A 24971-nucleotide genomic window follows, 5' to 3' on the forward strand; every position below is an offset into this window, starting at 1 on the left:
AGATCCGGCCCACATATTTCTATGTGAACCGGATCTTTTATTCTGTGGAGGCAAGGGTGTCTGGATTTACGACATAGGTCACACTTGATACGTCGCTGCTGAGTCGCGACATACGTCACACTTGTGGGGGTGTCGAAACATCGCGTCATCGTGCTCAAGATTGTTGCCAAGCAACTCACCGTCACCGATGCAGCTCGCGAGTATGGGCTCTCACGACGCCAGATCTACCGGCTCCTAGCCCGCTACAAACAAGAGGGCCTCGAGGCTGTCGAGCCACGATCAAGAAAACCCCGATCTAACCCGGCAGCCACCCCAGAAATAGTCCGTCCTCGAATACTGTCATTGCGGCAAAAGCTCAGCGGTGAGGGCCTCGACGCAGGTCCTGTAACCATCGCCTGGCATCTCGAGCAAGAAGGCTACCGGCCGCCTTCAACCTCCACGATCCGCCGAATCCTACACAAGGCCGGACTCATCATCCCGGAGCCTCAAAAACGCCCGCGCTCTTCCTACATTCGCTGTGAAGCCGCCCAGCCCAACGAGACCTGGCAATCCGATTTCACACATTGGCGCCTCGCCGACGGCACTGACGTCGAGATCCTGAACTGGCTCGATGACCACTCCCGTTTCCTGCTCTCCTGCAGGGCCCACCAACCCGTCACCGGAAACGACGTTGTCGCGACATTCCTCGCCACGACCGAACAACACGGCATCCCGGCCTCGACCCTGACCGATAACGGACGCGTCTACACTGCCCGCTTCGGCGGTGGACGCAACGCCTTCGAATACCTCCTACCGCTGCTAGGAGTCCGCCAGAAAAACGGTTCACCCGGGCACCCGCAAACGCAGGGCAAGATCGAACGCTTCCATCAAACACTCAAACGTTGGCTCAGCGTCCGCCCCGTCGCGCACACCCTGGCCGAGCTCCAAAACCAACTCGACCAATTCACAGAGCATTACAACGAACACCGCCCCCACCGCAGCACTAACCGCGTTAACCCCGGAGCCGCTTACCGCGCGAAACCACCAGCACTGCCATCAACACCACGCGAAGGGCACTACCGACTCCGCTACGACCACGTCGCCCCCAACGGCAAAATGAGCCTGCGTCACGCCGGCGTCATGCACCACCTCGGCATCGGCGTCACCCACCGCGGCAAACGAATCCTCGCCCTCATCGACGAAACCAGCGTGACCATCATCCATCTCGACACCGGCGAGATCATCGCGACCAACACCATCAATCCCCAACACAACTACTGGCACAACGAAATGAAAAAGCCCGGCCGATGGCCGGGCTCTTAACGACATAAGTCGCGACTCAGGTGTAACCTATGTCGCGACTCATGACACTGTGGAGGCAAGGGGACTCGAACCCCTAACCCCCTGCTTGCAAAGCAGGTGCGCTACCAATTGCGCCATGCCCCCAGAAGGACTGTTGATTTCTCAACCCGTCTATACTATCAGAATTTTTTGCCGTTCGTGTCCAACGTGTCCGTGGCTTCATTCCATTTAGTCTTCTCAGCTTCTGATTCCTTGTACTTGCTGTACCCGAAAACGGAGGCTGCTGCGATCAGGACCATCAAGAACTTCTTCATGTTGTTCCTTCTCTGTGTTCTCAGTGCATTCGGACTCACCTAGAAGGTGTTTCCGTGGGCGTACCAGGACTTGAACCTGGGACCTCTTCGTTATCAGCGAAGCGCTCTAACCGCCTGAGCTATACGCCCCTTTGCCCTGAGGACGAGATAAGACTTTACCGGACACATAGCCGACTTTCCAAATCGGGGATTCTCCTCCGCGAATTTGGGGAATCGATGCGTGCGGCGCCGCCTTTTAGTCGTCCGTCAGGGTCACTCCAATGCCGCCAACAAGCGACGATGAAATGTTGTACAAAAGCGAGCCGAGCATTGCAATCACGGTCAAAATCACCACATTTGCCACCGCGATAATGGTGGCAAAAGACGCTACCTGACCCAGTGATAGAACCTGCTTCAGGTCGAAGCTGGATTCGGTACCCAGAACGCCCATGATGAGCTCATTGAGCTTGTCAAAAACTCCTGTGACATCCAACACGGTCCACAGCATGACTGCGGCCACCACGGTGATGATGCCCAAAGCCACGGAAAGCAAGAACGCCATCTTCAGCACAGACCACGGCTCAACTTTAGAGACCAACAGGCGTGCTTTACGCACCTTGGCCTTAGGTGCAGGGCGAACCAGCTGCTGCTGGCGTCCTGCGGGGCTCTGGCCGGGCTTGCGGGCCGGCTGGGTACCAGCGGCCGCTGCGGCGGTACGGGGCGCTCCTGGACGCGCGCCCGCTTGAGAACCCGTGCGCGGGTTAACGGTGGGCGCGGGGCGCCTTACCGCGCCCGACTGAGCGGTCACGTTGTTCGACGCGCCCTTGCGCGGCATCGAAGGAGTGGTCACGAAAGACCTCCGTCAGAATCTTCTACAGGTTCATCGGTCGCCTCTTGCGAGACTTCCGTCTTTTCTTCAGTCAACGGTACTGCATCTACCGCCGCCTCAGCGGGAGCGGAGCTTGGATCCTCAGCGGATTCTTCCTCTGAGGACTCAGAAGCAAGATTACGCTCAACGTTCTTGGCGACTGCGATGATCCGGTCATTCTTGTCCGGCTTCGCAAAAATCACGCCCATGGTGTCGCGGCCCTTGGAAGGTACGCCGGCGACGCCGGAGCGCACCACCTTGCCGCCTTCCATGACCACCAACACTTCGTCTTCTTCTTGGACAATGAGTCCACCGACCAAGTGTCCGCGCTCTTCTTGGTACTTGCCCACCTTGATACCCAGGCCACCGCGGTTTTGGACGCGGTATTCGTCGATCGAGGTGCGCTTCGAGTAGCCGCCGTCCGTCACGATGAACACGTAGGAGTCATCGGCAACGACATCGGCCGTCATCAGCTCATCGCCGTCACGGAACTTCATGCCGGTAACACCGGAGGTTGCGCGGCCCATGGGGCGAAGCGCTTCATCGGTTGCCGTGAACCGCAAGGACTGGCCGTTACGGGAAATGAGCATCAGGTCATCTTCTTCAGAGACCAGAAGCGCAGACACGAGCTCGTCTTCGTCGCGCAGGTTGATGGCGATGACGCCGGCGCTGCGGTTGGTGTCGTAATCCTGCAGGCGCGTCTTCTTGACGAGACCGCCCTTGGTTGCGAGCACCAAGTACGGAGCTTGCAAGTAGTCCTTCAAGTCCAGAACCTGAGCAATATGTTCGTCCGGCTGGAACGCCATAATGTTCGCGACGTGCTGGCCCTTAGCGTCACGAGCTGCCTCGGCAAGCTCGTAGCACTTGGTGCGGTACACGCGGCCTTGGTTCGTGAAGAACAGCAACCAGTTGTGCGTCGTGGTGACGAAGAAGTGCTCCACCACATCGTCGCCGCGAAGCGCTGCACCCTTGATGCCCTTGCCGCCACGGTTTTGCGAACGGTAGTTGTCGCTGCGCGTGCGCTTGACGTATCCACCGCGCGTAATGGTGACCACCATTTCCTCTTCAGGAATGAGGTCTTCTACGCTCATGTCGCCGTCGTAGCCCATGAGGATCTGCGTGCGGCGCTCGTCGCCGTACTTGTCCACAATTTCGGCGAGTTCTTCGGAGACAATCGAACGCTGGCGTCCCACGTCAGCCAAGATGGCCTTGTACTCTTCGATCTCGGCTTCCAAGCGTGCAGCTTCGGCGCGGATCTTCTCGCGCTCGAGTGCGGCCAAACGGCGCAACTGCATGTCCAGGATTGCTTTGGCTTGATCGTCGTCGATTTCGAGCAACGCTTTCAAGCCTTCGCGTGCCTCTTCAACGGATGGCGAGCGGCGGATGAGGGCGATGACCTCGTCCAGCGCGTCGAGGGCCTTGAGCAAGCCGCGGAGGATGTGGGCTTGCTCTTCGGCTTTACGCAGGCGGTATTGAGTACGACGCCGAATGACTTCGATCTGGTGCTTGATCCAGTGTCGAACAAAAGCGTCCAAAGACAGTGTGCGAGGCACGCCGTCCACGATCGCGAGCATGTTCGCGGAGAAGTTCGATTGAAGTTCGGTGTGCTTGTAGAGGTTGTTCAAGACAACCTTCGGCACGGCGTCGCGACGAAGGACGATCACGAGGCGCTGACCGGTACGGCCGGACGTCTCATCGCGGATATCCGCGATGCCTGACATCTTGCCTTCGCGCACCAATTCGGCGATCTTCATGGCCAGGTTGTCCGGGTTGGTCTGGTACGGAAGCTCCGTGACCACCAAGCACGTACGTCCCTGAAGTTCTTCTACGTTGACCACGGCGCGCATGGTGATGGAACCACGGCCCGTACGGTACGCGTCCTCGATGCCGCGGCGGCCCAGAATGGTGGCTGCGGTAGGGAAATCCGGTCCCTTGACGCGCTTGAGCAGCTCTTCAAGAAGCTCTTCAGGCGAAGCGTCCGGGTGGGCCAGGGACCACTGGACACCTTCGGCGACTTCGCGAAGGTTGTGCGGTGGAATGTTGGTGGCCATACCCACGGCGATACCGGAGGAACCGTTGACCAAGAGGTTCGGGAAACGGGACGGCAGAACGGTTGGTTCTTGGTTCTTACCGTCGTAGTTGTCCTGGAAATCAACGGTGTCTTCGTCGATATCGCGAACCATTTCCATGGCCAGTGGGGCCAGCTTGGTTTCGGTGTAACGCTGAGCAGCAGCGCCATCGTTACCCGGGGAGCCAAAGTTACCCTGACCCAAAGCCAGCGGGTAACGCATAACCCAGTCCTGGATCAAACGCACCAAAGCGTCGTAAATCGCCGAGTCACCGTGCGGGTGGTAGGTACCCATGACGTCGCCGACGATGCGCGCGCTCTTGTTGAACGAACGCTCGGGGCGGTAACCGCCATCAAACATGCCGTAGATCACGCGGCGGTGCACAGGCTTCAAACCATCGCGAACATCCGGCAGGGCGCGGCCCACAATCACGGCCATCGCGTAGTCCAGGTACGAACGCTGCATTTCGGACTGCAAGTCCACTTGCTCAATGCGGTCCGTCACGATGTCGCCCTCAACGACCGTGGCGGTGCCAGCTCCGGAGGCAACAATGTCGCCGGGCGCATTCACTACCGCACTGGTGCCTTCAGCGGCGCCAGTAACGTCAGCACCGGTTCCTTCGGAGCCAATTCCCTCGGAACCGGAAGTTGCGGCACCTTCGGAAGCTGCGGCGTCGTAATTTTCGTTGTCTTCAGGACCCTGTGGGGGCTGTTCACTCATGAATCAATCCTCAATTTCTGCAAAAACGTGGGGGCAAAACGGCGGGAACGTCCTAGATATCTAGGAAACGGACGTCCTTCGCGTTTTGCTGGATGAAGTTACGGCGAGACTCCACGTCTTCACCCATGAGCACGCTGAACACTTGGTCTACAGCGGCGGCATCTTCCATGCTGACTTGGCGCAACGTACGGTGCGCCGGGTCCATAGTGGTGTCCCACAGCTCGGAGTAATCCATCTCGCCCAGACCCTTGTAGCGCTGGATGCCGTTGTCCTTTGGCAAGCGACGGCCAGAGCTCAGTCCCTTTGCCACGTTGTCGTCACGTTCCTTGTCCGAGAACACGTAATCGTGCGCAGCGTTGGACCACTTGATGCGGTACAGCGGCGGCTGTGCAAGGTAGACGAAGCCGTTTTCGATGAGCGGACGCATGAAGCGGAACAGGAGCGTCAGCAAGAGCGTGGTGATGTGCTGACCGTCGACGTCAGCATCTGCCATGAGCACGATCTTGTGGTAACGCAGCTTGTCAAGGTCGAATTCTTCACCAATACCGGTGCCGAAGGCCGTGATCATGGACTGGACTTCCTTGTTGCCCAGTGCGCGGTCCAAGCGAGCGCGCTCCACGTTCAAGATCTTGCCTCGCAACGGCAGGATGGCCTGGGTCCGCGGATCGCGGCCACGCTTGGCCGAACCACCTGCGGAGTCACCCTCCACCAGGTAGACCTCACACTCAACAGGGTTCTTCGAGGAGCAGTCAGCGAGCTTACCTGGCATGCCGAAGGACTCGAGCGGGGACTTACGACGCGCCTGATCGCGCGCCTTGCGGGCTGCCATGCGGGCGTGTGCAGCAAGCTGAGCCTTGCGAATGATGTCCTTAGCGGTGATTGGATTGCGCTCCAACCAGTCGCCGAGTTCCTGGTTCACCACGGACTGCACGTAACCGCGAGCTACCGAGTTGCCGAGCTTGGTCTTGGTCTGACCTTCGAACTGTGGCTCGCCCAGCTTGATGGAAATGACGGCGGTCAAGCCTTCACGGATGTCATCGCCGGTGAGGTTTTCATCCTTGTCCTTGAGGATGCCCTTTTCCTTGGCGTACCGGTTGATCAAGCTGGTCAGCGCCGCGCGGAAGCCTTCTTCGTGCGTTCCGCCCTCATGCGTGTTGATGGCATTCGCGTAGGTGTGCACGGATTCGGAATACGCGGTGGTCCACTGCATGGCCACTTCGAGGGCAATCTTGCGCTCGGTGTCCTCAGACTCGAAGGAAATGACGTCTTCGTGGACCAATTCGGACTTCTTGGACGAGTTCAAGTACTTCACGTAGTCCAGAAGGCCATCGTCGTACTTGTAGTCAACGCGGCGGTGCTTTGGAGCTTCTGCCTTTGCGGGCTCGTCATCATCCACGGCGATTTCGTCTTCGATGTCATGGACCACGCGCTCATCCGTGAGCGTGATGCGCAATCCCTTGTTCAAGAACGCCATCTGCTGGAATCGAGCGCGTAGCGTCTCGAAGTCGAAGTCGACGGTGTCGAAGATTTCATCATCCGGGTAGAACGTCTGGGACGTGCCGGTCTCTTCGGTTGCTTCGCCCTGCACGAGGGTGCCCTGGGGCACGCCACCGTTAGCGAAGGACATGTGCCATTTGTAGCCCTGGCGGCGAATTTCCGTGTCCACACGCTTCGAGAGCGCGTTCACCACGGAGATACCCACACCGTGCAGACCGCCGGACACCGCGTATCCGCCGCCGCCGAACTTACCGCCGGCGTGCAGGATGGTCATGACAACTTCCACGGTGGGCTTGCCCTCGGTGGGGTGCATATCCACCGGAATACCGCGGCCGTTATCCACTACTCGAACGCCGCCGTCGGCACGCAGCGTCACATCGATGTGATCGCAATAGCCGGCCATGGCTTCGTCAACAGAGTTGTCCACCACTTCGTAGACAAGGTGGTGGAGGCCGCGCGCGCCGGTGGATCCGATGTACATACCGGGGCGCTTGCGAACAGCTTCTAGGCCTTCGAGGACGGTGATGTCACTCGCGCCGTATTCGTGTTCGACTCTTCCCACGGGAGTCTTGGGAGCCGACTCGGTAGAGCTCGGGGTGGCTTCGACGGGTGCATCAGCGCTATCGGGTGCTGGTGCGGAGCTCTGCGTCGGTTCCAAATGTTCTTCTGCCACGTGTGAAAAGCTCCTCGAAGATGTTAAAGCGGGAAAACCCACATCATTTTGTGGACGCCGGGAGTCGCAACGAAGAGACTCTCAGCCCATTGGGAATAATTCTACCCGTTTTCGCCTCAATTTTTGCGATGTTCGCTACCCGAGTATGGGATAAGCGGCCATTTAAGGCCGCGCAAATAGATTTGACCCCTGTTTGGTAGGGTTCAGGCATCTGGCGCGGTACGTTGCTCCACGGGCGAAATTTCGGAGCGAGCTTCTCAGCCGCGCTCTACCCGTACGTATCGCGCGGGCCGCGGCCCTTCACGGTTCGGATTCCCTTGCGCCACGAGGGTGCGGTGGGTCCCAGCACCTTAATTTCCCGTACGACGCCGCTGCCTAGCTTCTCGCTGAAGACTTTCAGTAGTTGAAAATTCAGTAAGCGCATTTGGGAAGCCCAGGAGGTCGAGTCAGTCCTAATGGTCACGATTCCGTTGTCAAAGCTGACGGGTTTGCAGTGCGCAGCGATGTCGGCGCCCACGAGCTCTTCCCAACGGGACATCACGGAGCCGACCGCTACGGGGGCGTTCCAGCCGCGATCTTGCACCAAGTTCTTCATGATGCCGCCGAGGTCTTTTGGATCTCTGGCGTCCGAGTAGTTCACAAAGTTCTTATTGCGGCGTTCGCTGCGCGATTGAGCGGATCGTGCAGCGCGAGACTGCACTTGCTTCGCTTGGGCCGCGTCCATGCGTACTTCGCCGCGTTCAACGGCGGCCGCTCGCATGCGATTCAACAAAGTGCGCGGAGAATCTTCGAGGAGCGGATCATTCTCCGGTTCTGATTCATCGAAATCTTCGCGACTCATGCCGAACCCACCACCCCGCTTGAGACCGGAATGATGGTCCCTTGAAGTTCGGAGGGAACATCCTCTGCCACCGCAGCCGTAATGAGGACTTGATCCGCGCGCTCCATCGCGGAGAGCAACTTGGCGCGGCGGCTGCTATCGAGTTCAGCGAAAACGTCGTCGAGAATCAGGATGGGTGCCGCCCCCTCCGTGGGGTCGTCGTCCAAGAGGGTTTCGAAACATGCGAGACGAAGAGCAAGTGCCAAGGACCAGGTTTCGCCGTGCGAGGCAAAACCTTTAGCCGGGAAGTCACCGATGAACAGTTCAATCTCATCTCGGTGAGGTCCTACGAGCGTCAGCCCGCGGTCCATTTCTTTTTTTCGCCGTTGCAACAAGGCAGCCCGGAACATTGACTCGATCTCTTCGAGCGGAGTCTCCGCGGTCAGCGAGAGTCCGTCCCCGGACTCGACCGAAGCGTCCTCTGCCGATGATTGCGCTCCGAAAGCTGCGCCGTCGTCCTCCAATTCCTGAAGAATTGAACTGCGGTAATGGGCAAAAACCGTTTTACTTCCATCAGTGAGACCGGCGTAAGCGTTCACAAGATGCGGCGTCAGAGCGGCCAACGCCGCCAGCCGACCCTTGAGAAGACGAGCTCCCGTCTGTGCAAGATGCTGATCCCAGACTTCAAGGGTTGCTGCGTGAGCCTCGCTGAGCGAGCGGGAACCCTTCGCGGATTTCAAAAGCGCGTTGCGCTGACGAAGGACCCGATCGTAGTCCTTGCGGTTGGACGCCTGAGCCGGCTGCAAGGTCACCAGAAAATCGTCGAAGAAACGACGCCGAACACTAGGGTCGCCTTTGACGATTTCAAGATCTTCGGGAGCGAACATCACACAGCGAACGATGCCCAAAATATCCGCGGCACGCACGTTGTTGGAGCGATTGATACGTGCCCTATTGGCGCCTTTCGGCGTGATTTCTAGCTGCACGCTCGCGGCTTGGCGCGCTTCAGGATCGCTTCCACGTTCCACTCGAGCGCGCACAATGGCGCGAGGTGCGCCGAAACGGACTAACGGTGCGTCATTTGAGACGCGATGGGAGGCCAAATGCGCCAGGTAGTTGATGGACTCAACCACGTTGGTTTTGCCCACGCCGTTCGATCCAACGAAGACAAAAGTCCCTTCGCCAAGCTCAATATCCGCTTGTTGATAGGTCCTGTAATCAGTCAACGAGAGATGAGTAATGAACACTCAGTGTCCCTACTCGGTGGGTCGTTTTACTGCGTGTCCACCGAATTGTTGGCGCAGAGCCGCAATCATCTTGTTGGTGGGTGAGTCATCCTGGCGGGACGCGAAGCGCTGGAAAAGAGCTGCGGTGATGACCGGCATAGGAACCGCGTTAGCGATTGCCTCTTCAACGGTCCAGCGGCCTTCACCGGAATCGTCCACATAACCGGCGATGTCCTTGAGCTCAGGATCCTTTTCGAGTGCTTCCACCACGAGGTCCAAAAGCCAGGAACGAATGACGGTTCCCTCTTGCCACGCGGTGAAGGTTCCTGGGACATCCCTGATGGAGGACTTTGCGGAGAGCAGTTCGTAGCCCTCGGCGTAGGCCTGCATGATTCCGTATTCGATGCCGTTGTGAACCATCTTCGCGTAGTGGCCAGCACCCACATCACCCACGTGGACGAAGCTTCGAGCACGTTCGCCTTCGGGCCGCAGCGCATCGAAGATGGGCATGAGCTCTTCAATGTCAGAAGATTCGCCGCCGGCCATGAGGCCGTAACCATTCTTGAGGCCCCAAACTCCGCCAGAAACACCGCAATCTACAAAGCGAATTCCGTTTTCGGCAAGATCGGCGGCATGCCGTTCGTCATCGCTGAATCGCGTGTTTCCGCCATCGATGACCAAGTCTCCTGCACTCAGCAAGGACTTGAGCTCGCCAATAACCGAATCGGTTGGAGCTCCTGCCGGCACCATGACCCACACAATGCGTGGGGAAGGTAGCGCGGACACGAGTTCCTGGAGACTCGGAACGTCAGAAACCTCTGGATTACGGTCATATCCGGTGACTTGGAGGCCAGCGTTGATCAAACGCTGGCGCATGTTCGCGCCCATTTTTCCTAGGCCGATCATGCCAAGATGCATCGATTCAGTGTTCATGGTCCCTCTCAGAAAGCGCAGTTGACCTGCGGCGATAGGTTGTGACCTCGAAAACGTTCCGCTGGTGCGGTTGAGGTTAGCTGTTTGGCAATCGGATGGGCATCACGAGGTAACGGTATGCGTCATCGTCAGAGCTATCAGCTTCACGCTGTCCCGTCAGCATGGCAGGTTTTGCTGCCGTGGTGAAGGAAAAACGAACGAAATCGGTGTCAAAAGCGCTCAATCCTTCGCTCAAATACGTGGGATTGAAGGCTACGGTGATGTCTTCGCCATCAAGGGCTGCCGAAATCGATTCTTCAGCCTGGGCGTCTTCGCCCGTTCCGGCTTCAAGAGTCAACTGGCCATCCGTGAAGGACATGCGAACTGGGGTGTTGCGCTCGGCAACAATGGCTACACGACGAACTGCTTCTGCAAGTTCTTGAGTGCTGACCGAAGCGTGAACTGGGGTCTCACTAGGGAACAACGAGCGAATTTTCGGGTAATCGCCGTCTACCAGGACGGATGTGGTGCGGCGGTTGCCGGATTCGAAACCGATGATGTCCGCTTTGTCGCCCAGAGAAATCTTGAGTTCACCGGATCCGCCGAGAGTACGAGCAACTTCGTTCAAAATGCGGCTCTTGACCAGTGCGGACGTGGAAATCTCTGACTTAGCCGGCTTCCAATTGAGCTCACGAAGTGACAATCGGTAACGGTCAGTAGCCAGGAAGGAGATGGTGTCTCCTTCAAACTCAAGCTTGACGCCAGTCAAGATGGGCAAAGTGTCATCCTTGGATGCTGCCACGATGACTTGCTGGATTGCGTGTGCAAAAGCTTCGCCGTCTACGGTGCCCACAACTTCAGGTGTTGCCGGACGAGCTGGGTAATCCGCAACTGGCATGGTGGCCACATTGAAGCGCGAACGACCAGCCGTGATGGTGACCTTCGAACCATCTTGCTCCAACGTCACCTTTGACGAAGGCAAAGCACGAGAAATCTCTGCGAGAAGCTTGCCGGAAACCAGGATGGTTCCTTTAGTGCTGATATCGGCAGGGAATTCAATGTGAGCAGAGACTTCGTAGTCGTAGCTTTCCAAGGTGACAATGCCGTTTTCGGCAGTCAACAAAATTCCTGCAAGGACTGGTGAGGATGGTCGCTGGCTGATGGAGCGAGCGGTCCACGCTACTGCCTCGGAAAAGACATCCCTCTCGACGCTGAACTTCACGAAGAGTTCCGCCTTTCATTCATGGGTTTTTCACCGAATTACACACACGTATCCCTGCAAGCTTAGCCGCTTGGTGGGGGTGGGTCGCCACCTGTGTGTGATTCGTGAGGCGACTGAAGGAGCCCCTGGAAAGCGGAGCGCGGGAGGGGTCCAAAATTTTTGATTTTGTTATTTGATGTTCGCGCTTAAAGAGGTTCGTAGTGTTAATAACATCTGTGGATTCTGTGGATAACCCCCTTTTTCGGGGATTTTCGTTTGTTTTGCCTGTGGACAACGTGTGTGCTTTAAGTTGAGGACCGCTGCGGCTTAAGTGGATGAATTACGACGGCGAAACTTGAGTCCACAAGCATTGCTGTAGTTATACGCATTTAAGGATGGTTATCCACAGGTTAAGAACAATGAGCTGTGCAGAACTACAAAAAACGCGGGATTTAGTGGGAGTTTTGGCTCTGTTTGATCCGGTTTGTGAGTTCCGTGACCTGATTGAAGATCGCTCGACGCTCTGCCATAAGTTCGCGAATCTTGCGTTCAGCGTGAATCACCGTGGTGTGGTCGCGTCCGCCAAGCTCCGCGCCGATGCGTGGAAGGGACATATCCGTGAGTTCGCGCAAGAGATACATAGCGATCTGGCGAGCGGTCACCAGGGTCCGGGTACGGGACTTCGAGTTGAGCTCATCGAGGGTCAAATTGAAGTAATCCGCGGTGGCAGCAATGATCTGCGCCGAAGTAATCTCCTGCGCACCCTCATCCGTGATCAAGTCCTTGAGCACAGTTTCGGCCAAATCCCGGTCAACTTCGGAGTTATTCAAGGACGCGAATGCCGTCACACGAATGAGAGCGCCCTCGAGTTCACGAATGTTGGAAGAGATCTTGGACGCGATGTATTCGAGCACGTCATCGCTGGCTTTTAGCCCTTCGGCATCAGCCTTCTTGCGCAAAATCGCAATACGCGTCTCAAGCTCCGGTGGCTGAATATCCGTAATCAGACCCCACTCAAAGCGGGAACGAAGACGTTCCTCGAAACCGGAAAGCTGCTTGGGAGGAAGGTCGGACGTGATCACCACTTGCTTGGAGTGGTTGTGTAACGCGTTGAACGTGTGGAAGAACTCTTCCTGAGTAGCGTCCTTGCCGGCCAGGAACTGAATGTCGTCAATGAGCAAGATATCCACGTTGCGGTACGTGGTCTTGAAGCTGGTTCCTTCATCGTCGCGAATCGAGTTGATGAAGTCGTTCGTGAACTCTTCCGAATTCACGTAGCGAACGCGGATTCCCTTGTACATCTGGCGTGCATAGTGGCCAATGGCGTGAAGCAAGTGAGTCTTGCCAAGACCCGAATCACCGTAAATAAACAGCGGGTTGTAGGCCTTCGCGGGTGCCTCAGCCACGGCAGCGGCTGCCGCGTGAGCGAAGCGGTTGGACGAGCCAATCACGAACGTATCGAAAATGTACTTGGGGTTGAGCCGACCAAATTCTTGAGACGTCGACGGCGGAGCGGGAGCCGGCTTTGGCTGCGGGCGGTTAGAAACCTCGTGCTCAACGGGGGCCGGAGCCTTGGGTTCTTCCGCGGAAGGCTCCGTAAGATCGCGCTTTTCCAGCTCAGGATCAACGATGTACGCGCAGTGCAAGCGCATTCCGAAGACCTTCTCCACACCGTTTTCAATCTGCTCTTTGAGATTGTTCTGTAGAACTTCGCGCGTCAATTCGTTCGGAACGGCGATGACTAGGGACGTTCCAGCCAAAACCGTAGGGCTCGCGAGGGTGACAAATCCGCGATTTCGGGCCGTAAGACGGTCATCGTCCTCCATGACCCGGATAACCTGGCGCCACGAGCTGCCAAGGTTGTTGGATTCATCCGTGCTCATTCGTTGCTTCCCCTTTTTTGAAAACTCTCACTGCGAGTCTAGCGATCATCCACAAACTTATTCACAGGCCGTGGATAACTTGTGATCAAAGAATCACAGGATTTTTAAGCACTTACCCACAAGTAAAGTTTTCTCAAGTCCACAACCGTGTATAACTTGACAGAGGGCCTCAACGGTCACTCTTTGCGACCCCAATTTGACGTGCATTCTAGGGTTCCCCTATTGTTAATCAGTCCTATGTGCGTCCTCTGGCGTGTTTTACACCGAGAGTTCGCCGCCACCAAGTGCTGTTTCCAGGCTTGTCCGGCGGTCGATGCATTGAATTTTCAGCGTCAACCTGTTCTGTTACGGGCGCGGCGCGCCAACAGACTTAGTGGAGTTAATCGTGAGCAAGCGGACTTTTCAGCCGAATAACCGCCGTCGTGCCAAGAAGCACGGCTTCCGTCTTCGCATGCGCACCCGCGCTGGCCGTGCCATCTTGGCAAGCCGCCGCTCTAAGGGCCGCACTGCACTTTCTGCCTAGTTCGCGCTAGTTCAGAAAGAACAACTGATAGGAATACCGTGCCGTCTCGTGCCTTGAGGAACTAATGCTTCCTGTTGAGCACCGAATGCGGACCGCCGGCGATTTTTCAGACACCGTACGTTCCGGTGCCCGCATTGGGCGCCGGAACGTTGTTGTATACGCACATCTTCTCGCTGAGCCCCTTCCTAGCCGAGTTGGATTCATCGTTTCCAAGAAAGTTGGGAACGCAGTGACTCGTAACCTCGTTAAGAGACGTTTAAGGGCTCTTTCCGCAGACTATGTGAAGCAATTTCCACAAGGTTTCGGCATCGTGATGCGAGCTTTGCCGGCCGCAAGCACTGCCACGTGGGATGAACTCAGCCGCGATCTACACTCAGCGTTCCAAAAAATCGAGAAGATTCACACGGAGCATCACTCTTCTAAGGGGGAAGAACATGTGCGCTGAAGCTAGCCACGCGTCAGTAACGGGCGCACCTGCGCAAGCTGCGTCGTCGTCCTCTCCCACCAATCCCTTTCTCACCGCGCTGAAATGGATCCTCGAAATCCCCCGGCTCCTGCTCATGGGATTTCTGAAGCTCTACCGACTCATCATCTCGCCCACCTACGGCGATGTGTGTGGATACTTCCCCAGTTGTTCTGCTTACGCACTGGAAGCCGTCACTGTGCACGGCGCCACGCGCGGAAGTTGGCTAGCTGCCAGGCGCTTATTGCGCTGTAATCCGTGGGGCAAAGGCGGGATCGATATGGTTCCGCCCGGTAAACGGATTTGGCCAGAAGGCAAGACGCCGAAGATCATTGTTCTAAACCACCCGCCCATCCCAGACGACATTGACGAGTCCGCAGCCGCGGATCGAGGAGCTTAACACCTCATGCAAATCTTTGACACGCTTCTATGGCCATTCAGGATGTTGATGTCCTGGATCTTGTGGGCCTTCCATGAGCTCTTCTCCTTCCTTGGCATGGATCCGAACTCCGGCTGGACCTGGACGTTCTCGATCGTTGCCGTGGTGGCAGTGATTCGTGCCGCGTTGATCCCGGTATTCGTCAAGCAGATCAAGGCCCAGCGCGCCATGCAGGCGTTGCAGCCAGAACTGCGCAAACTTCAAGCGAAGTACAAGGGCAAGAAGGACCAGCTCTCGCAGCAGGCCATGATTGCCGAGCAGCGCGCGCTCTTCAAGAAGCACAACACCGGCATGTTCTCTTCCTGTATGCCGTTGCTGTTCCAGATGCCGTTCTTCTTCGCGCTCTTCACGGTGCTCAACAACACCGCTACCGCCAAGGCCGCCGGCGAAGGTATTGGTGCGCTGTCCGCAGCTCACGTCCGCTCCTTCGACGAATCCTCGATCTTCGGCGCACGTCTTTCTGACACCTTCTTGAACACGCTGAACTCCGGAAACGTCAACATTTCCGTGATCATCGTGGCCGTCGTTTTGATTGTTGCGATGTCCGCTCTGCAGTTCATTACGCAGCGCCAGATCATGTCCAAGAACATGACCAAGGAAGCCCTCGAAGGCCCGTTCATGCAGCAGCAGAAGATGATGCTTTACATCCTTCCGCTCGTGTTCGGTATCGGTGGCATCAACTTCCCGATTGGTCTGTTGCTCTACTGGACCGCCACGAACGTCTGGACCTTGTGCCAGCAGTTCTGGGTCATCCGCAACAACCCCACCCCCGGTTCCGAAGCTGAGCGTGAATTGAACGCTCGCCGTGCCGCGAAGGGCCTGCCTCCTATCGGCCAGAAGAAGGCCGAGGAAGCCGCCGCTGCCGCTGCAGCTGTTGAAGAAGCCAAGAAGACCCAGCGCGCGCAGCCAAAGCGCCAACCCAAGCGAAAGAGGTAATTCATGAATCAGCACACTGAGGATGCTGTTGACGTGGAGCAGCCAGAATTGGATCACGACGACGAAGCTTCCGTTTCTGAGGAGGGCTCGGCTAATGGTTCAACTAAGGCTGAGCGCTTGGAGGAAGAGGGCGATATCGCTGCGGATTACCTCGAGGAATTGCTCGATGTAGCCGATATTGATGGCGACATTGATATTGAGGTTCGTAGCGGTCGTACGTACATTTCGATCGTGAGCGACGAAGCCGATAACAAGGAGCTTGAGGCTCTCGTGGGCCGCAATGGTGAGGTTCTCGAGTCACTTCAGGAGCTCACTCGTTTGGCTGTTTTGACCTCGACGGGGAACCGTTCCCGCCTGGTTCTGGACATCTTGGGCTACCGCAAGGAGCGCGAGGGTGAGCTTCGTGAGATCGCCGATAAGGCCATTGAGGAAGCACAGTCCAGCAATGAACCTGTGCACTTGGCACCCATGAGCGCTTACGAGCGCAAGCTTGTTCACGACGTGGTTGCCGATGCTGGCTTGTTCTCAGAGTCTGAGGGCGAAGGCGCCAAGCGCCACATTGTGGTGTCCGTGGAAGAGCTTGTCTAAGCATGAGTGATCAGCCGATGTCTTCTGGGGAGGAAACTCCAAGCGCTCTTGGCGCAACCGAACCGGTGCTGCCGAGTGAATCCGAGCGCGTGAGCGCGGAGAAGATCTTTGGTGATCGCTTCGATTTGGCTCAGCGTTTTGTGCAGCATCTTGCAACCTCTGGAATGGAGCGTGGGCTTTTGGGCCCTCGCGAAGTTCCTAGGTTGTGGGGGCGGCACGTGCTTAACTGCGCGGTCATTGGGGAACACATTCCGCAGGGCGTGACGGTGGCCGATGTGGGTTCTGGTGCAGGTTTGCCGGGGCTCGCTTTGGCGATTGCTCGGCCCGATCTTTCGCTGACGTTGATTGAGCCTCTTGAGCGTCGTTGCTTGTGGCTCAACGAAGTCATTGAGGATCTTGAGCTGGACAACGTCGTGGTGATGCGCGGCCGTGCCGAGCAGATGGTGGACTTTGTGAATGCTGATGTAGTGACCGCGAGGGCAGTGTCAGCTCTGACGAATCTGATTCCGTGGTCTGTTCCGTTGTTGCACGGTTCCGGCGAGATGCTGGCCATTAAGGGTCGAAGCGCTCAAGAGGAAATTGAGAAGGCACGCAAGGTCGTCAAGAAGGCTGGCGGATCTACGCCGGAGATTTTGATTGCCGGCGCGGACATCCTCGAGGAGCCCACTACCTTGGTTCGTATTCGAGTTGGTTCGTAGTTGCTCCGTTAGCCGTCGAGAGACGGCAACAGCATCACTTTCCACGTCTGCAACTTTTTGTGGTTGATTTTAGGGACAACATTCCATGTTTCACGTGAAACCCTTTATGTCCGGGCTAACCGATAAACTTTTGAAGGGCAATCGTCGCGAAGATCCTGAGGATCGAGCGGATGAAGCCACCGAAAACGAAGTTGTTGAGGCGGCTGCGGAGGAGGGCATCGGGGAAACCGAAGCCGAATCGGCAAAGGTCGCAACACCAGAGGATTCAACGGCGGAGAAGCAAGCCGCCGAGCACATTACTGCAACAACAGTCAGGGATCGGGATTTCATGGAAATCGATGAGAGCACACCGCTTGCGAATCAGATTGCCAATGAGACGAAAAGGCGCGAAGAACTGAAGAACAACACGCTCCCCATTCCTCACCAGACCCGCTTCATCTCGGTCAGCAACCAGAAGGGCGGGGTGGGTAAAACTACCTCGACCGTTAACCTTGCGGCTGCTCTTGCTAAGCAGGGTATGCACGTCCTCGTGGTGGACATCGATCCCCAGGGAAATGCCTCTACCGCTCTAGGCATTGATCACCGTGCAGAAGTGGACAGCATCTACGACGTCCTCATCAACGATGTCAGCCTGGCCGAGGTTATTCAGGTCTGCCCAGATCTTGAAAATCTTGTGGTTGCTCCAGCCACCATTCACCTTGCCGGCGCAGAAATTGAACTGGTCTCCTTGGTGGCTCGCGAACAGCGCTTGCGCCGCGCTCTGGAAGAGTACGCCAACCACCGTGCAAGTAACGGCGAAGCACGGCTCGACTACATCTTCATCGACTGCCCACCGTCGCTAGGTCTTTTGACGGTCAACGCTTTCGTGGCTGCGAACGAAGTTCTGATTCCTATCCAGTGCGAATACTACGCACTCGAGGGCCTGAGCCAGCTGCTGAGCAACATCAAGCTGATTCAGAAGCACCTCAATGAGAAGCTCGATGTATCGACGATCCTGTTGACCATGTATGACGGACGTACCAACTTGGCATCGCAAGTAGCCGCGGAAGTACGTGAACACTTCCCGAGCGAAGTTCTCGATGCTGTCATCCCGCGTTCCGTACGAATCTCAGAAGCGCCAAGCTACCAGCAGACAGTGATCACCTACGATCCAAACTCCACTGGCGCTCTTTCCTACCTGGAAGCGGCAAGCGAAATTGCTAAGCGCGGTTCAGAGAAGGACGCCGCCACTTCCAAGTAGGGGTGTAGCGCGGGCGCTCCTCCTGGTGCAAGCCATACGTTTCATACACCGAACTGCATAGACAAAGGGATAGATACTAGAATGTTGGTATCTATCCCTTTCTCGTTATTGGCTCTTGATTGACTTGGTCCGCCGCTGAGATTTCGCTTCTAAGCATTGGTTCTAACACCAGTCACGGGTCAGAGCAAAAACGGGCGAACGTGTCCTTTTCACGAGTCGAAAGATCCTTCCGCTTGCGATGCGGACTAGAATTGAACGAGATCAAACGCATGAAGTTGTGTATTCCACAACTGTGGAAAACACTGAGGAGAATTTATGGCAGAGAAGCGGAGGGGCCTCGGAAGAGGCCTTGGAGCCCTAATCGCAACCGGACCTATTGAGCCCGTAGAACCGGCAGAAATGCCCGTTGCCGATACCGCTATCGGTGACAAGCCGTTGCAAACCGAGGCTGTGGATAACGGTGCTAAAAACGATGCCTCAGGTCGTCTCTCTGAGGTGGCGTCGCAGGCCGATAACCTCTCCGAAGGGACATCCTCTTCCAGCGAAGTGAAGGCGTCTCAAGAGACGTCCTCTGCGGGCAAGACGGACTCTGCTGATGCTCCTGCTCCACGTGAAACACCAGATCCTCGCAAAGCACCGATCAGTGGGAATCAGGCTTCTACTAAGAAACCTAACAAGGTTGATTCTGAGGGCTTGGAGTCCCTTGATGCCGATGCTTCCAAGCCGTTGAGCAAAAGCTCCGGTAATGCCACAAGTGATGAGAGCCCAAGCGCCTCGGACGCGGTAGAAGCACTTCGCAAGCGGACCAGTGAGCGACGTCGTAAAGCCCTGGAGGAAGTTGCAGCGAAGTCGAAGGCTGCCGATGATTCCACGGATGAGGGTTCAGCAGAGGCAAATGACGACGACGAATTGCCGCGGATGCGCCCCGTAGATATGTTCTTTGGTGCGCCGAAGAAGTCTCCTTCGAAAGTTTCACGTGAAACATCTCGTCCCACTAAGAAGCGGGCGCAAGTACCAGACCTCCTCAGTTCTCGCGCAGCTCGAGTCCTGAAAACTCAGAACCAGACAGAAGACTCTGCCGAAGAGACGCCGGAAGCGGATACCTCGATTGATGTGCCAGAGGATAATGTTTCACGTGAAACACAGCAGAAGTCAACGGCTGAGGTCAGTGGCGATGAGGCCAAAGCCCAGGTGTCTAAAGCTCATGAGTCCAAGGAGTCAAAGGATCTCAAGGAAGACGGAAAGTCGCCTTCTGCTGGAAGTGACGCAGTCGAAACCCCTGCATCAGTATCCGAATCCTCTGCTTCTGCCTCGTCCGAACCGACCTCTGATGATGCTCCTGCTGAAGCAACGCCAACATCTGCCGAGGAACTGAAGTCCATCCCTGGATTGTCCTACGCTGAGCTGCCGATCCACTCGATTCATCCGAACCGGAAACAACCTCGTCAGGTCTTCGACGAGGATGACATGGCCGAACTCGAGCATTCCATACGCGAGATTGGTCTTCTTCAGCCAATTGTTGTTCGTCCTTCTGGCGAGCCGGGAGATGCACCGTACGAACTCGTTATGGGTGAACGGCGTTGGCGTGCCGCTCAGCGCGTTGGTTTTAAAACCATTCCAGCGATCATTCGCGAAACGAAAGACGAAGATCTCCTCCGCGATGCACTCTTGGAGAACCTTCACCGGTCGGAACTGAACCCACTCGAAGAGGCTGCCGCTTACCAACAGCTACTTCAAGAGTTCGGGTGCTCTCAGGATGAGCTGTCCCAGAAGATCGGTCGCTCACGTTCTCAGATCTCTAACACCATTCGACTCATGAAGTTGCCGGCTCTTGTCCAGCGTCGAGTTGCTGCTGGCGTGATCTCGTCTGGTCACGCACGAGCGTTGCTCGCACTTGAGGATCCAGCTGAGATGGAGCGCTTGGCGCAACGAGTTGTGAATGAGGGTCTCTCCGTTCGTTCCGTGGAAGAGATCGTCGCCTTGCAGGCAGGTCTCCGTCGTGCAGATAATAAGAAGCAACAGAAGGATGTTGCGCGTCCCGAGCGTCTCGACTACTTCGCGAACGCTCTCTCTGATCGCCTGGACACTCAGGTCAAGATCACGCTTGGCGCCAAGAAGGGCCGTGTCAGCATCGAGTTTGCGAGTGTCGATGACCTGAATCGCATCATGGGAGTGATTGCTCCTTCTAGCTAAGTCAACACTCTAGGAAGTTGTTAGAGGGCAGGTCATGTTTCACGTGAAACATGACCTGCCCTTTTCCTGTTCTATCGCAGAACTCCCAAACAGAGACGCTCAAAGAACTACAATTCACAGCAATTGGGGATGGCTTCTCACGCTCTCCATTGTTACTTCTCTGCTAGGTAGTCCTTCTAAGATGACTGCGTTGCCTGATCTCTCACGCGCTGAGCTATCCTGATCTGCGTCTGCGATGATACGGTCCTCCCAGTACGCATGTTTCACGTGAAACAAGAGCACCGTGACCATTCAAGGCTGGGCCAGTAGCAGGGTTAGAAGCGTTAGATCTACTGAAACTAGCCTTCCTCGGATGAGTGACTGAGCTTCTCGGAGTAGTCCGGATCGTCATCCTGTGTCTCCGCTTAGCGGTCCGTCAAGTCGCGTGTTTCACGTGAAACATCGGCCAAGGCGACCATCTTCCTTTTGAACTTGCACCACACGTCTTCGTTGCAGCTCGTCCACTTTCGATGACCTTCGATGGAGGATGTTTCCAACTGGGTGCCAGAAGGGAGCCACTTCATTCGCCTGCCCTGCTCGATGCAGCGCGTAGAGCTGTGTAGCCATCCAGGAATTGCGTGAGTTGTGTGCGAGCAATTGAGCGAAGGCATTTCGTGCTGCACGTCCCGAGGTCTCTTCGCCCCTTCGTTCGTCAGAGAACCGGAATGATACGTCTGCCTTGGGTGAACCGGGTAATGGTTCGATGGCGTTGACTACCGCTGGTCTAACGTGTGTTTCCTATGAGCGAGAGAAGGCATCGTACTGGGGCTTGAGCATCCGACCATGCATGCCCGAGGGTCACATCATCTGTCGCGACAGCCGCGACATGAGGCTTGAGGGTCGCCACAGGTGCGTCATGAGATCGCGCAGTGAGATTCAATAAAGAAGGCCGGGTGCATGTTTCACGTGAAACATGCACCCGGCCAGAGAGCCGAACTGTTAAGGTCACCGCTGGGGTGAACCTTTCAGTGACTTAGAGGTACTCTGCGAATTCCTGCTCGAGGACCTTCTTCGGCTTGGCGCCGATGGAGGAAGCTACGTGCTCGCCACCGTTGAAGACGAAGACGGCAGGGATCGAAGTGATTCCGTACTGTGCAGCGATTGCTGGGTTCTCGTCAACGTTGATCTTTACGACCTCAACCTTTTCAGAGTGCTCTGCAGCGATCTCGTCGAGGATTGGGCTCAACATGCGGCAGGGACCGCACCATTCCGCCCAGAAGTCTACGATAACTGGCTTGTCCGAATCGAGTACGTCCTTCTGGAACGTCAGCTCGGTGACATCTTTTGCGTTGCTCATGTTGGTCTCCGTTCTTGGATTACTAAGTTGTGGTGGGTTTGTAGACGCCAGACTCTGAGAATTAGGCGGAAACGCTTTCAGCTTCGGCTACAACAGCTTCGGTTCCTTCGAGTGAAGCCAAGTAGTGCTCCACGTCCAGGGCGGCTGCACAGCCGGATCCAGCCGCGGTGATTGCCTGACGGTAAGTCGGGTCAATAACGTCGCCAGCGGCGAAGACACCAGGCAAGGACGTCTTGGACGAGCGTCCCTGAACTGCGATGGTTCCCTCTGCCGTCAGCTCAAGCTGATCCTTGACGAGTGCGGTGCGAGGATCGTTACCGATAGCAACGAACAGACCCGTGATAGGCAGCTCGCGCTCGGTTCCGTCAATCAAGTTGCGGAGCGTGATGGAGCTGACCTTGTCCTCACCGTTCACAGCGGCAACAGCAGAGTTCCAAGCGAACTCAATCTTCTCGTGAGCCAACGCGCGCTCAGCCATGATCTTGGAAGCGCGGAGCTCATCACGGCGGTGAACGATGGTCACCTTGGAGGCGAACTTCGTCAAGAAGAGCGCTTCCTCCATAGCGGAGTCGCCGCCACCTATGACAGCGATTTCCTGGTTGCGGAAGAAGAAGCCATCGCACGTAGCGCACCATGAAACTCCGTGTCCGGAGAGACGCTTCTCATCCGGGAGGCCAAGCTCGCGGTAAGCGGAACCGGTAGCGATGATGACTGCCTTGGCGCGGTAGACCGAACCATTTCCGAGGGTAACCGTCTTGATATCACCCTTGAGGTCAACAGATTCAACGTCTTCGAATTGAATATCGGCACCGAAGCGCTCTGCCTGCTTCATCATGTTGTCCATGAGCTCAGGGCCCATGATGCCTTCAACGAAGCCTGGGAAGTTCTCCACCTCGGTGGTGTTCATCAATTCGCCGCCGGCCGTGACCGAACCCGCAAAGACGATGGGGTTGAGGTTGGCACGCGCGGTGTACACCGCAGCCGTGTAGCCGGCAGGTCCTGAACCGACAATAATTACGTCGCGGATGTCCGTTGCGGTTTCCACAGTCACAGGTAGGTCCTCTTTCAAAACAAGTTATAGTGTGATCTCTAGGCTACAGGCCGGGCCTATGAGCGCCATCCTCGGACATAGAGATTTACGTATATGTCACAACCCTGCGCACTCAAAAAGTATTCCCCCGACTCAGTGGAGGCGAATCCATCAGAGCCGGGGGAATTTCTTTGTCTCGGTTAAGCGCGTGCCGCACGAGGCGAAATGCTGGCAGACCTACTTCACCGTGATTTCGGAGAGCTGGAAACCAAACGGACGTTCAGGAGACGCAGGCGCGGCCTGTCGAGGAAGTTCGGTGATGTTGATGAAGACGTACTGAACTTTAGTCGCGTCAGCTTCGCTCGTGGATAGCGGCACCGTCATGGTGGGCCCGGTAAAGGATCCTTGCGCAACCTCGGTGGCGTCAGCGAGGTCTTCGCTTTCACCCACCAAAATCTCGAAGGCTCCGCCCGTGGCGTTCATGCCAGCGAGCTGTAGTTCGGACACGGTGGTCGCTTCCTGCAGCTCCACGACCAGGGCCATGGAGTTGGCGAAACCGCCAAACTCGGCGCTCGAGAATGAGTACGTGCGGTACAACGTACCTTCGCTACCGTCGATGGCGAGCGGCAAGATGGAGTCGCGATCAGAGTTGAGTTCCTGGTTGCTTGGAACCTGACGGCTCAAGCCCACAATTTCGGCCGGCGCCGCGGTTGCCTGCGTGCTCTGAGCGGCGGAGCTTGCCGCAGAGGAGGTAGCTGCTCCGGAGGAGTTCGCGGAGCTGGAGTTCGCTGCGACGCTACCGCCACGTGGGATCAACGCCTGGAAAGCGAACACCACTGCAACGATCAACACGAGGCCAAGAAGCGCCCCGATGATCAGACGGCGGGTTCGCGTTTCCTTGTCCCGATCCACATCATCGTCATCATCGTCGTCGTCGTAGTAACCGGCGTTTGACTGGTAGTCGTTCTCGGAATCATCCCACTGTTCGTCTGAATCATCCTGAAGCGAATCATCCTGAACGGATTCGTCCTGGGCATACTCCGGCGCGCTCGTGGCTTTCGGGGCAGCACTCGAAGTAGTGCTCGAAGCAGCCGCAGCGGCCACTGCAGGCGCTGCGGCAGCGGAAGCCTGGGTGCTACGCGAAGGAGCCACGCTCTCAGCCGAACGGGTATCGCTCACGCTCGCTGCGTCGTCGTCATCCTCGGTAAGCGGAGTTACCTTCGGCTCGTGATCGGGGCGCGGAGGTGGGGTGGAAAATCGCGTGCCGCGACGAGGAGCGGACGACGACGCCGCTGCCGCAGCTCCCGTAGTCTCTGCCGCCCCCGCGGAGGCCGCACCTGCACCGGCAAGGCCGGCCGCGGCTACCCCTGCAGCTCCCGCAACAGCGGCACCTGCAGAAGTTCTGGACGTCTCTTGCGACGAGGGAGCCGTGGACTGCGGACGAGCGGCCGTACGCGGTACCTCTGGCTCCTCCGGAATGTATTCCTCAACCGCAGGCCGAGATTGTTCGTAAGCTGCGGCGTCGTCGTTCTCAGCGTCCTTGGAACGACCAAAGCGGGAACGGAGGTCGTTCAAGCGCTGCTGGATGCCAGGATTCGTGGGACGGTTCCCCTGCTGAGCGAGCTCGTGATAGTACTCGTCATCGTCTTCGTAAACGTGCGGCTCGAAAGCGCGCGCCTCACCGAAGATCTCAGAACCCAACGTGTCCGTCATGAACGGCTCAATGTACGGGGTGTTCTTAGGGGCCTCGATCACCAGATCCAGCAGATCCGCGGATTCCGCGATGTTGGTGATGAGGTACGTGCGGCCGTCGCTGAGACCGAGGTCCAGGATCTGGACGTTGCCGATGCGCTCACCGGTAGCGATCTCACGAGCGCTGGTAGCCGCCTGTGCAGCGTTAACGGGCGCGGCAACGAGGATGGAAACGGGGCGATCAAGAACCTGATCGAACCCACGCAACACGTGATCGTCGTCGTTAGAAATCAGCACACGCTCGGTGACGCGGTAGCGACCACCGAGCACCGTGCCCACGTTGAACTGCTGTGCCAAAACTTCCTCCAGAACTGGTGACTGGCACTTTCG

General features: G+C 56.9%; 21 protein-coding genes and 2 tRNA genes. 9 read left to right on the plus strand and 14 right to left on the minus strand.

Going from position 1 to position 24971, the window contains the following annotated elements; genetic code table 11:
* Positions 1-129: 129 nt before the first annotated feature.
* Positions 130-1302, plus strand: a complete 1173-nt coding sequence (locus HD598_RS07430; protein WP_183664891.1) for an IS481 family transposase — start codon at positions 130-132, stop codon at positions 1300-1302.
* A gap of 50 nt (positions 1303-1352) precedes the next feature.
* Here the strand turns inward: HD598_RS07430 and HD598_RS07435 are convergent.
* From HD598_RS07435 to dnaA, 11 genes are all read right to left on the minus strand, one after another.
* Positions 1353-1425, minus strand: a tRNA-Ala gene (locus HD598_RS07435).
* A 35-nt stretch (positions 1426-1460) separates the two neighbouring features.
* Positions 1461-1595 carry a DLW-39 family protein gene (locus HD598_RS13315; protein ID WP_221244617.1) on the minus strand — a complete coding sequence of 45 codons (135 nt, stop codon included), beginning with the start codon at positions 1593-1595 and terminating at the stop codon, positions 1461-1463.
* A 55-nt stretch (positions 1596-1650) separates the two neighbouring features.
* Positions 1651-1724 (minus strand) — tRNA-Ile (locus HD598_RS07440).
* A 106-nt stretch (positions 1725-1830) separates the two neighbouring features.
* Entirely contained in the window at positions 1831-2409 is a 579-nt protein-coding gene (locus HD598_RS07445; protein WP_071895293.1) for a DUF3566 domain-containing protein, read from the minus strand.
* Positions 2410-2420: 11 nt separating this feature from the next.
* Complete coding sequence (gene gyrA / locus HD598_RS07450) at positions 2421-5231, minus strand: DNA gyrase subunit A (RefSeq protein ID WP_260170512.1); 2811 nt, start codon at positions 5229-5231, stop codon at positions 2421-2423.
* A 52-nt stretch (positions 5232-5283) separates the two neighbouring features.
* Entirely contained in the window at positions 5284-7290 is a 2007-nt protein-coding gene (gyrB, locus tag HD598_RS07455; RefSeq protein ID WP_183666718.1) for a DNA topoisomerase (ATP-hydrolyzing) subunit B, read from the minus strand.
* Positions 7291-7669: 379 nt separating this feature from the next.
* A complete protein-coding gene (locus HD598_RS07460) occupies positions 7670-8242 on the minus strand; it encodes a DUF721 domain-containing protein (RefSeq protein WP_071894467.1) in 573 nt (190 codons plus the stop codon).
* Positions 8239-9468: a DNA replication/repair protein RecF gene (recF, locus tag HD598_RS07465; protein ID WP_183664893.1), complete on the minus strand. Its 1230-nt coding sequence runs from the start codon at positions 9466-9468 to the stop codon at positions 8239-8241. Before recF ends, HD598_RS07460 begins: the two co-directional genes overlap by 4 nt.
* A gap of 9 nt (positions 9469-9477) precedes the next feature.
* Positions 9478-10365, minus strand: coding sequence for a phosphogluconate dehydrogenase (NAD(+)-dependent, decarboxylating) (gnd, locus tag HD598_RS07470; protein ID WP_183666720.1), 888 nt, complete (start codon positions 10363-10365; stop codon positions 9478-9480).
* Positions 10366-10456: 91 nt separating this feature from the next.
* Positions 10457-11581, minus strand: a complete 1125-nt coding sequence (gene dnaN / locus HD598_RS07475; protein ID WP_183664895.1) for a DNA polymerase III subunit beta — start codon at positions 11579-11581, stop codon at positions 10457-10459.
* Between the two features lie 431 nt (positions 11582-12012).
* Complete coding sequence (dnaA, locus tag HD598_RS07480; protein ID WP_183664897.1) at positions 12013-13443, minus strand: chromosomal replication initiator protein DnaA; 1431 nt, start codon at positions 13441-13443, stop codon at positions 12013-12015.
* Positions 13444-13828: 385 nt separating this feature from the next.
* Between dnaA and rpmH the strand changes: the two genes are divergently transcribed.
* From rpmH to HD598_RS07520, 8 genes are all read left to right on the plus strand, one after another.
* Complete coding sequence (gene rpmH / locus HD598_RS07485) at positions 13829-13966, plus strand: 50S ribosomal protein L34 (RefSeq protein ID WP_071894471.1); 138 nt, start codon at positions 13829-13831, stop codon at positions 13964-13966.
* Positions 13967-14030: 64 nt separating this feature from the next.
* The gene (rnpA, locus tag HD598_RS07490; RefSeq protein WP_071894472.1) at positions 14031-14411 is read left to right on the plus strand and encodes a ribonuclease P protein component; all 381 of its coding nucleotides are present in this window, start codon (positions 14031-14033) and stop codon (positions 14409-14411) included.
* A 115-nt stretch (positions 14412-14526) separates the two neighbouring features.
* Entirely contained in the window at positions 14527-14829 is a 303-nt protein-coding gene (yidD, locus tag HD598_RS07495; RefSeq protein WP_232318127.1) for a membrane protein insertion efficiency factor YidD, read from the plus strand.
* Between the two features lie 6 nt (positions 14830-14835).
* Positions 14836-15804, plus strand: a complete 969-nt coding sequence (gene yidC / locus HD598_RS07500; RefSeq protein ID WP_183664901.1) for a membrane protein insertase YidC — start codon at positions 14836-14838, stop codon at positions 15802-15804.
* A gap of 3 nt (positions 15805-15807) precedes the next feature.
* Positions 15808-16392 (plus strand): Jag family protein, encoded by a 585-nt coding sequence (locus tag HD598_RS07505; RefSeq protein ID WP_183664903.1) that lies wholly within the window; start codon positions 15808-15810, stop codon positions 16390-16392.
* A gap of 2 nt (positions 16393-16394) precedes the next feature.
* Positions 16395-17090: a 16S rRNA (guanine(527)-N(7))-methyltransferase RsmG gene (gene rsmG, locus HD598_RS07510; protein WP_232317984.1), complete on the plus strand. Its 696-nt coding sequence runs from the start codon at positions 16395-16397 to the stop codon at positions 17088-17090.
* Positions 17091-17418: 328 nt separating this feature from the next.
* Positions 17419-18330, plus strand: a complete 912-nt coding sequence (locus HD598_RS07515) for a ParA family protein (RefSeq protein ID WP_157103347.1) — start codon at positions 17419-17421, stop codon at positions 18328-18330.
* A 1047-nt stretch (positions 18331-19377) separates the two neighbouring features.
* Positions 19378-20523, plus strand: coding sequence for a ParB/RepB/Spo0J family partition protein (locus HD598_RS07520; RefSeq protein ID WP_260170694.1), 1146 nt, complete (start codon positions 19378-19380; stop codon positions 20521-20523).
* A 1012-nt stretch (positions 20524-21535) separates the two neighbouring features.
* Here HD598_RS07520 and trxA read toward each other — a convergent pair.
* The 3 genes from trxA to HD598_RS07535 form a co-directional block, all read right to left on the minus strand.
* Entirely contained in the window at positions 21536-21859 is a 324-nt protein-coding gene (gene trxA, locus HD598_RS07525; RefSeq protein ID WP_183664905.1) for a thioredoxin, read from the minus strand.
* A gap of 61 nt (positions 21860-21920) precedes the next feature.
* Positions 21921-22910 carry a thioredoxin-disulfide reductase gene (gene trxB, locus HD598_RS07530; RefSeq protein ID WP_071894477.1) on the minus strand — a complete coding sequence of 330 codons (990 nt, stop codon included), beginning with the start codon at positions 22908-22910 and terminating at the stop codon, positions 21921-21923.
* A 216-nt stretch (positions 22911-23126) separates the two neighbouring features.
* Positions 23127-24938 carry a hypothetical protein gene (locus HD598_RS07535; protein WP_183664907.1) on the minus strand — a complete coding sequence of 604 codons (1812 nt, stop codon included), beginning with the start codon at positions 24936-24938 and terminating at the stop codon, positions 23127-23129.
* Positions 24939-24971 lie beyond the last annotated feature (33 nt).

Origin of the sequence: Neomicrococcus aestuarii (genome assembly GCF_014201135.1) — a bacterium.
In the GTDB taxonomy this organism is placed as follows: Bacteria; Actinomycetota; Actinomycetes; order Actinomycetales; family Micrococcaceae; genus Neomicrococcus; species Neomicrococcus aestuarii.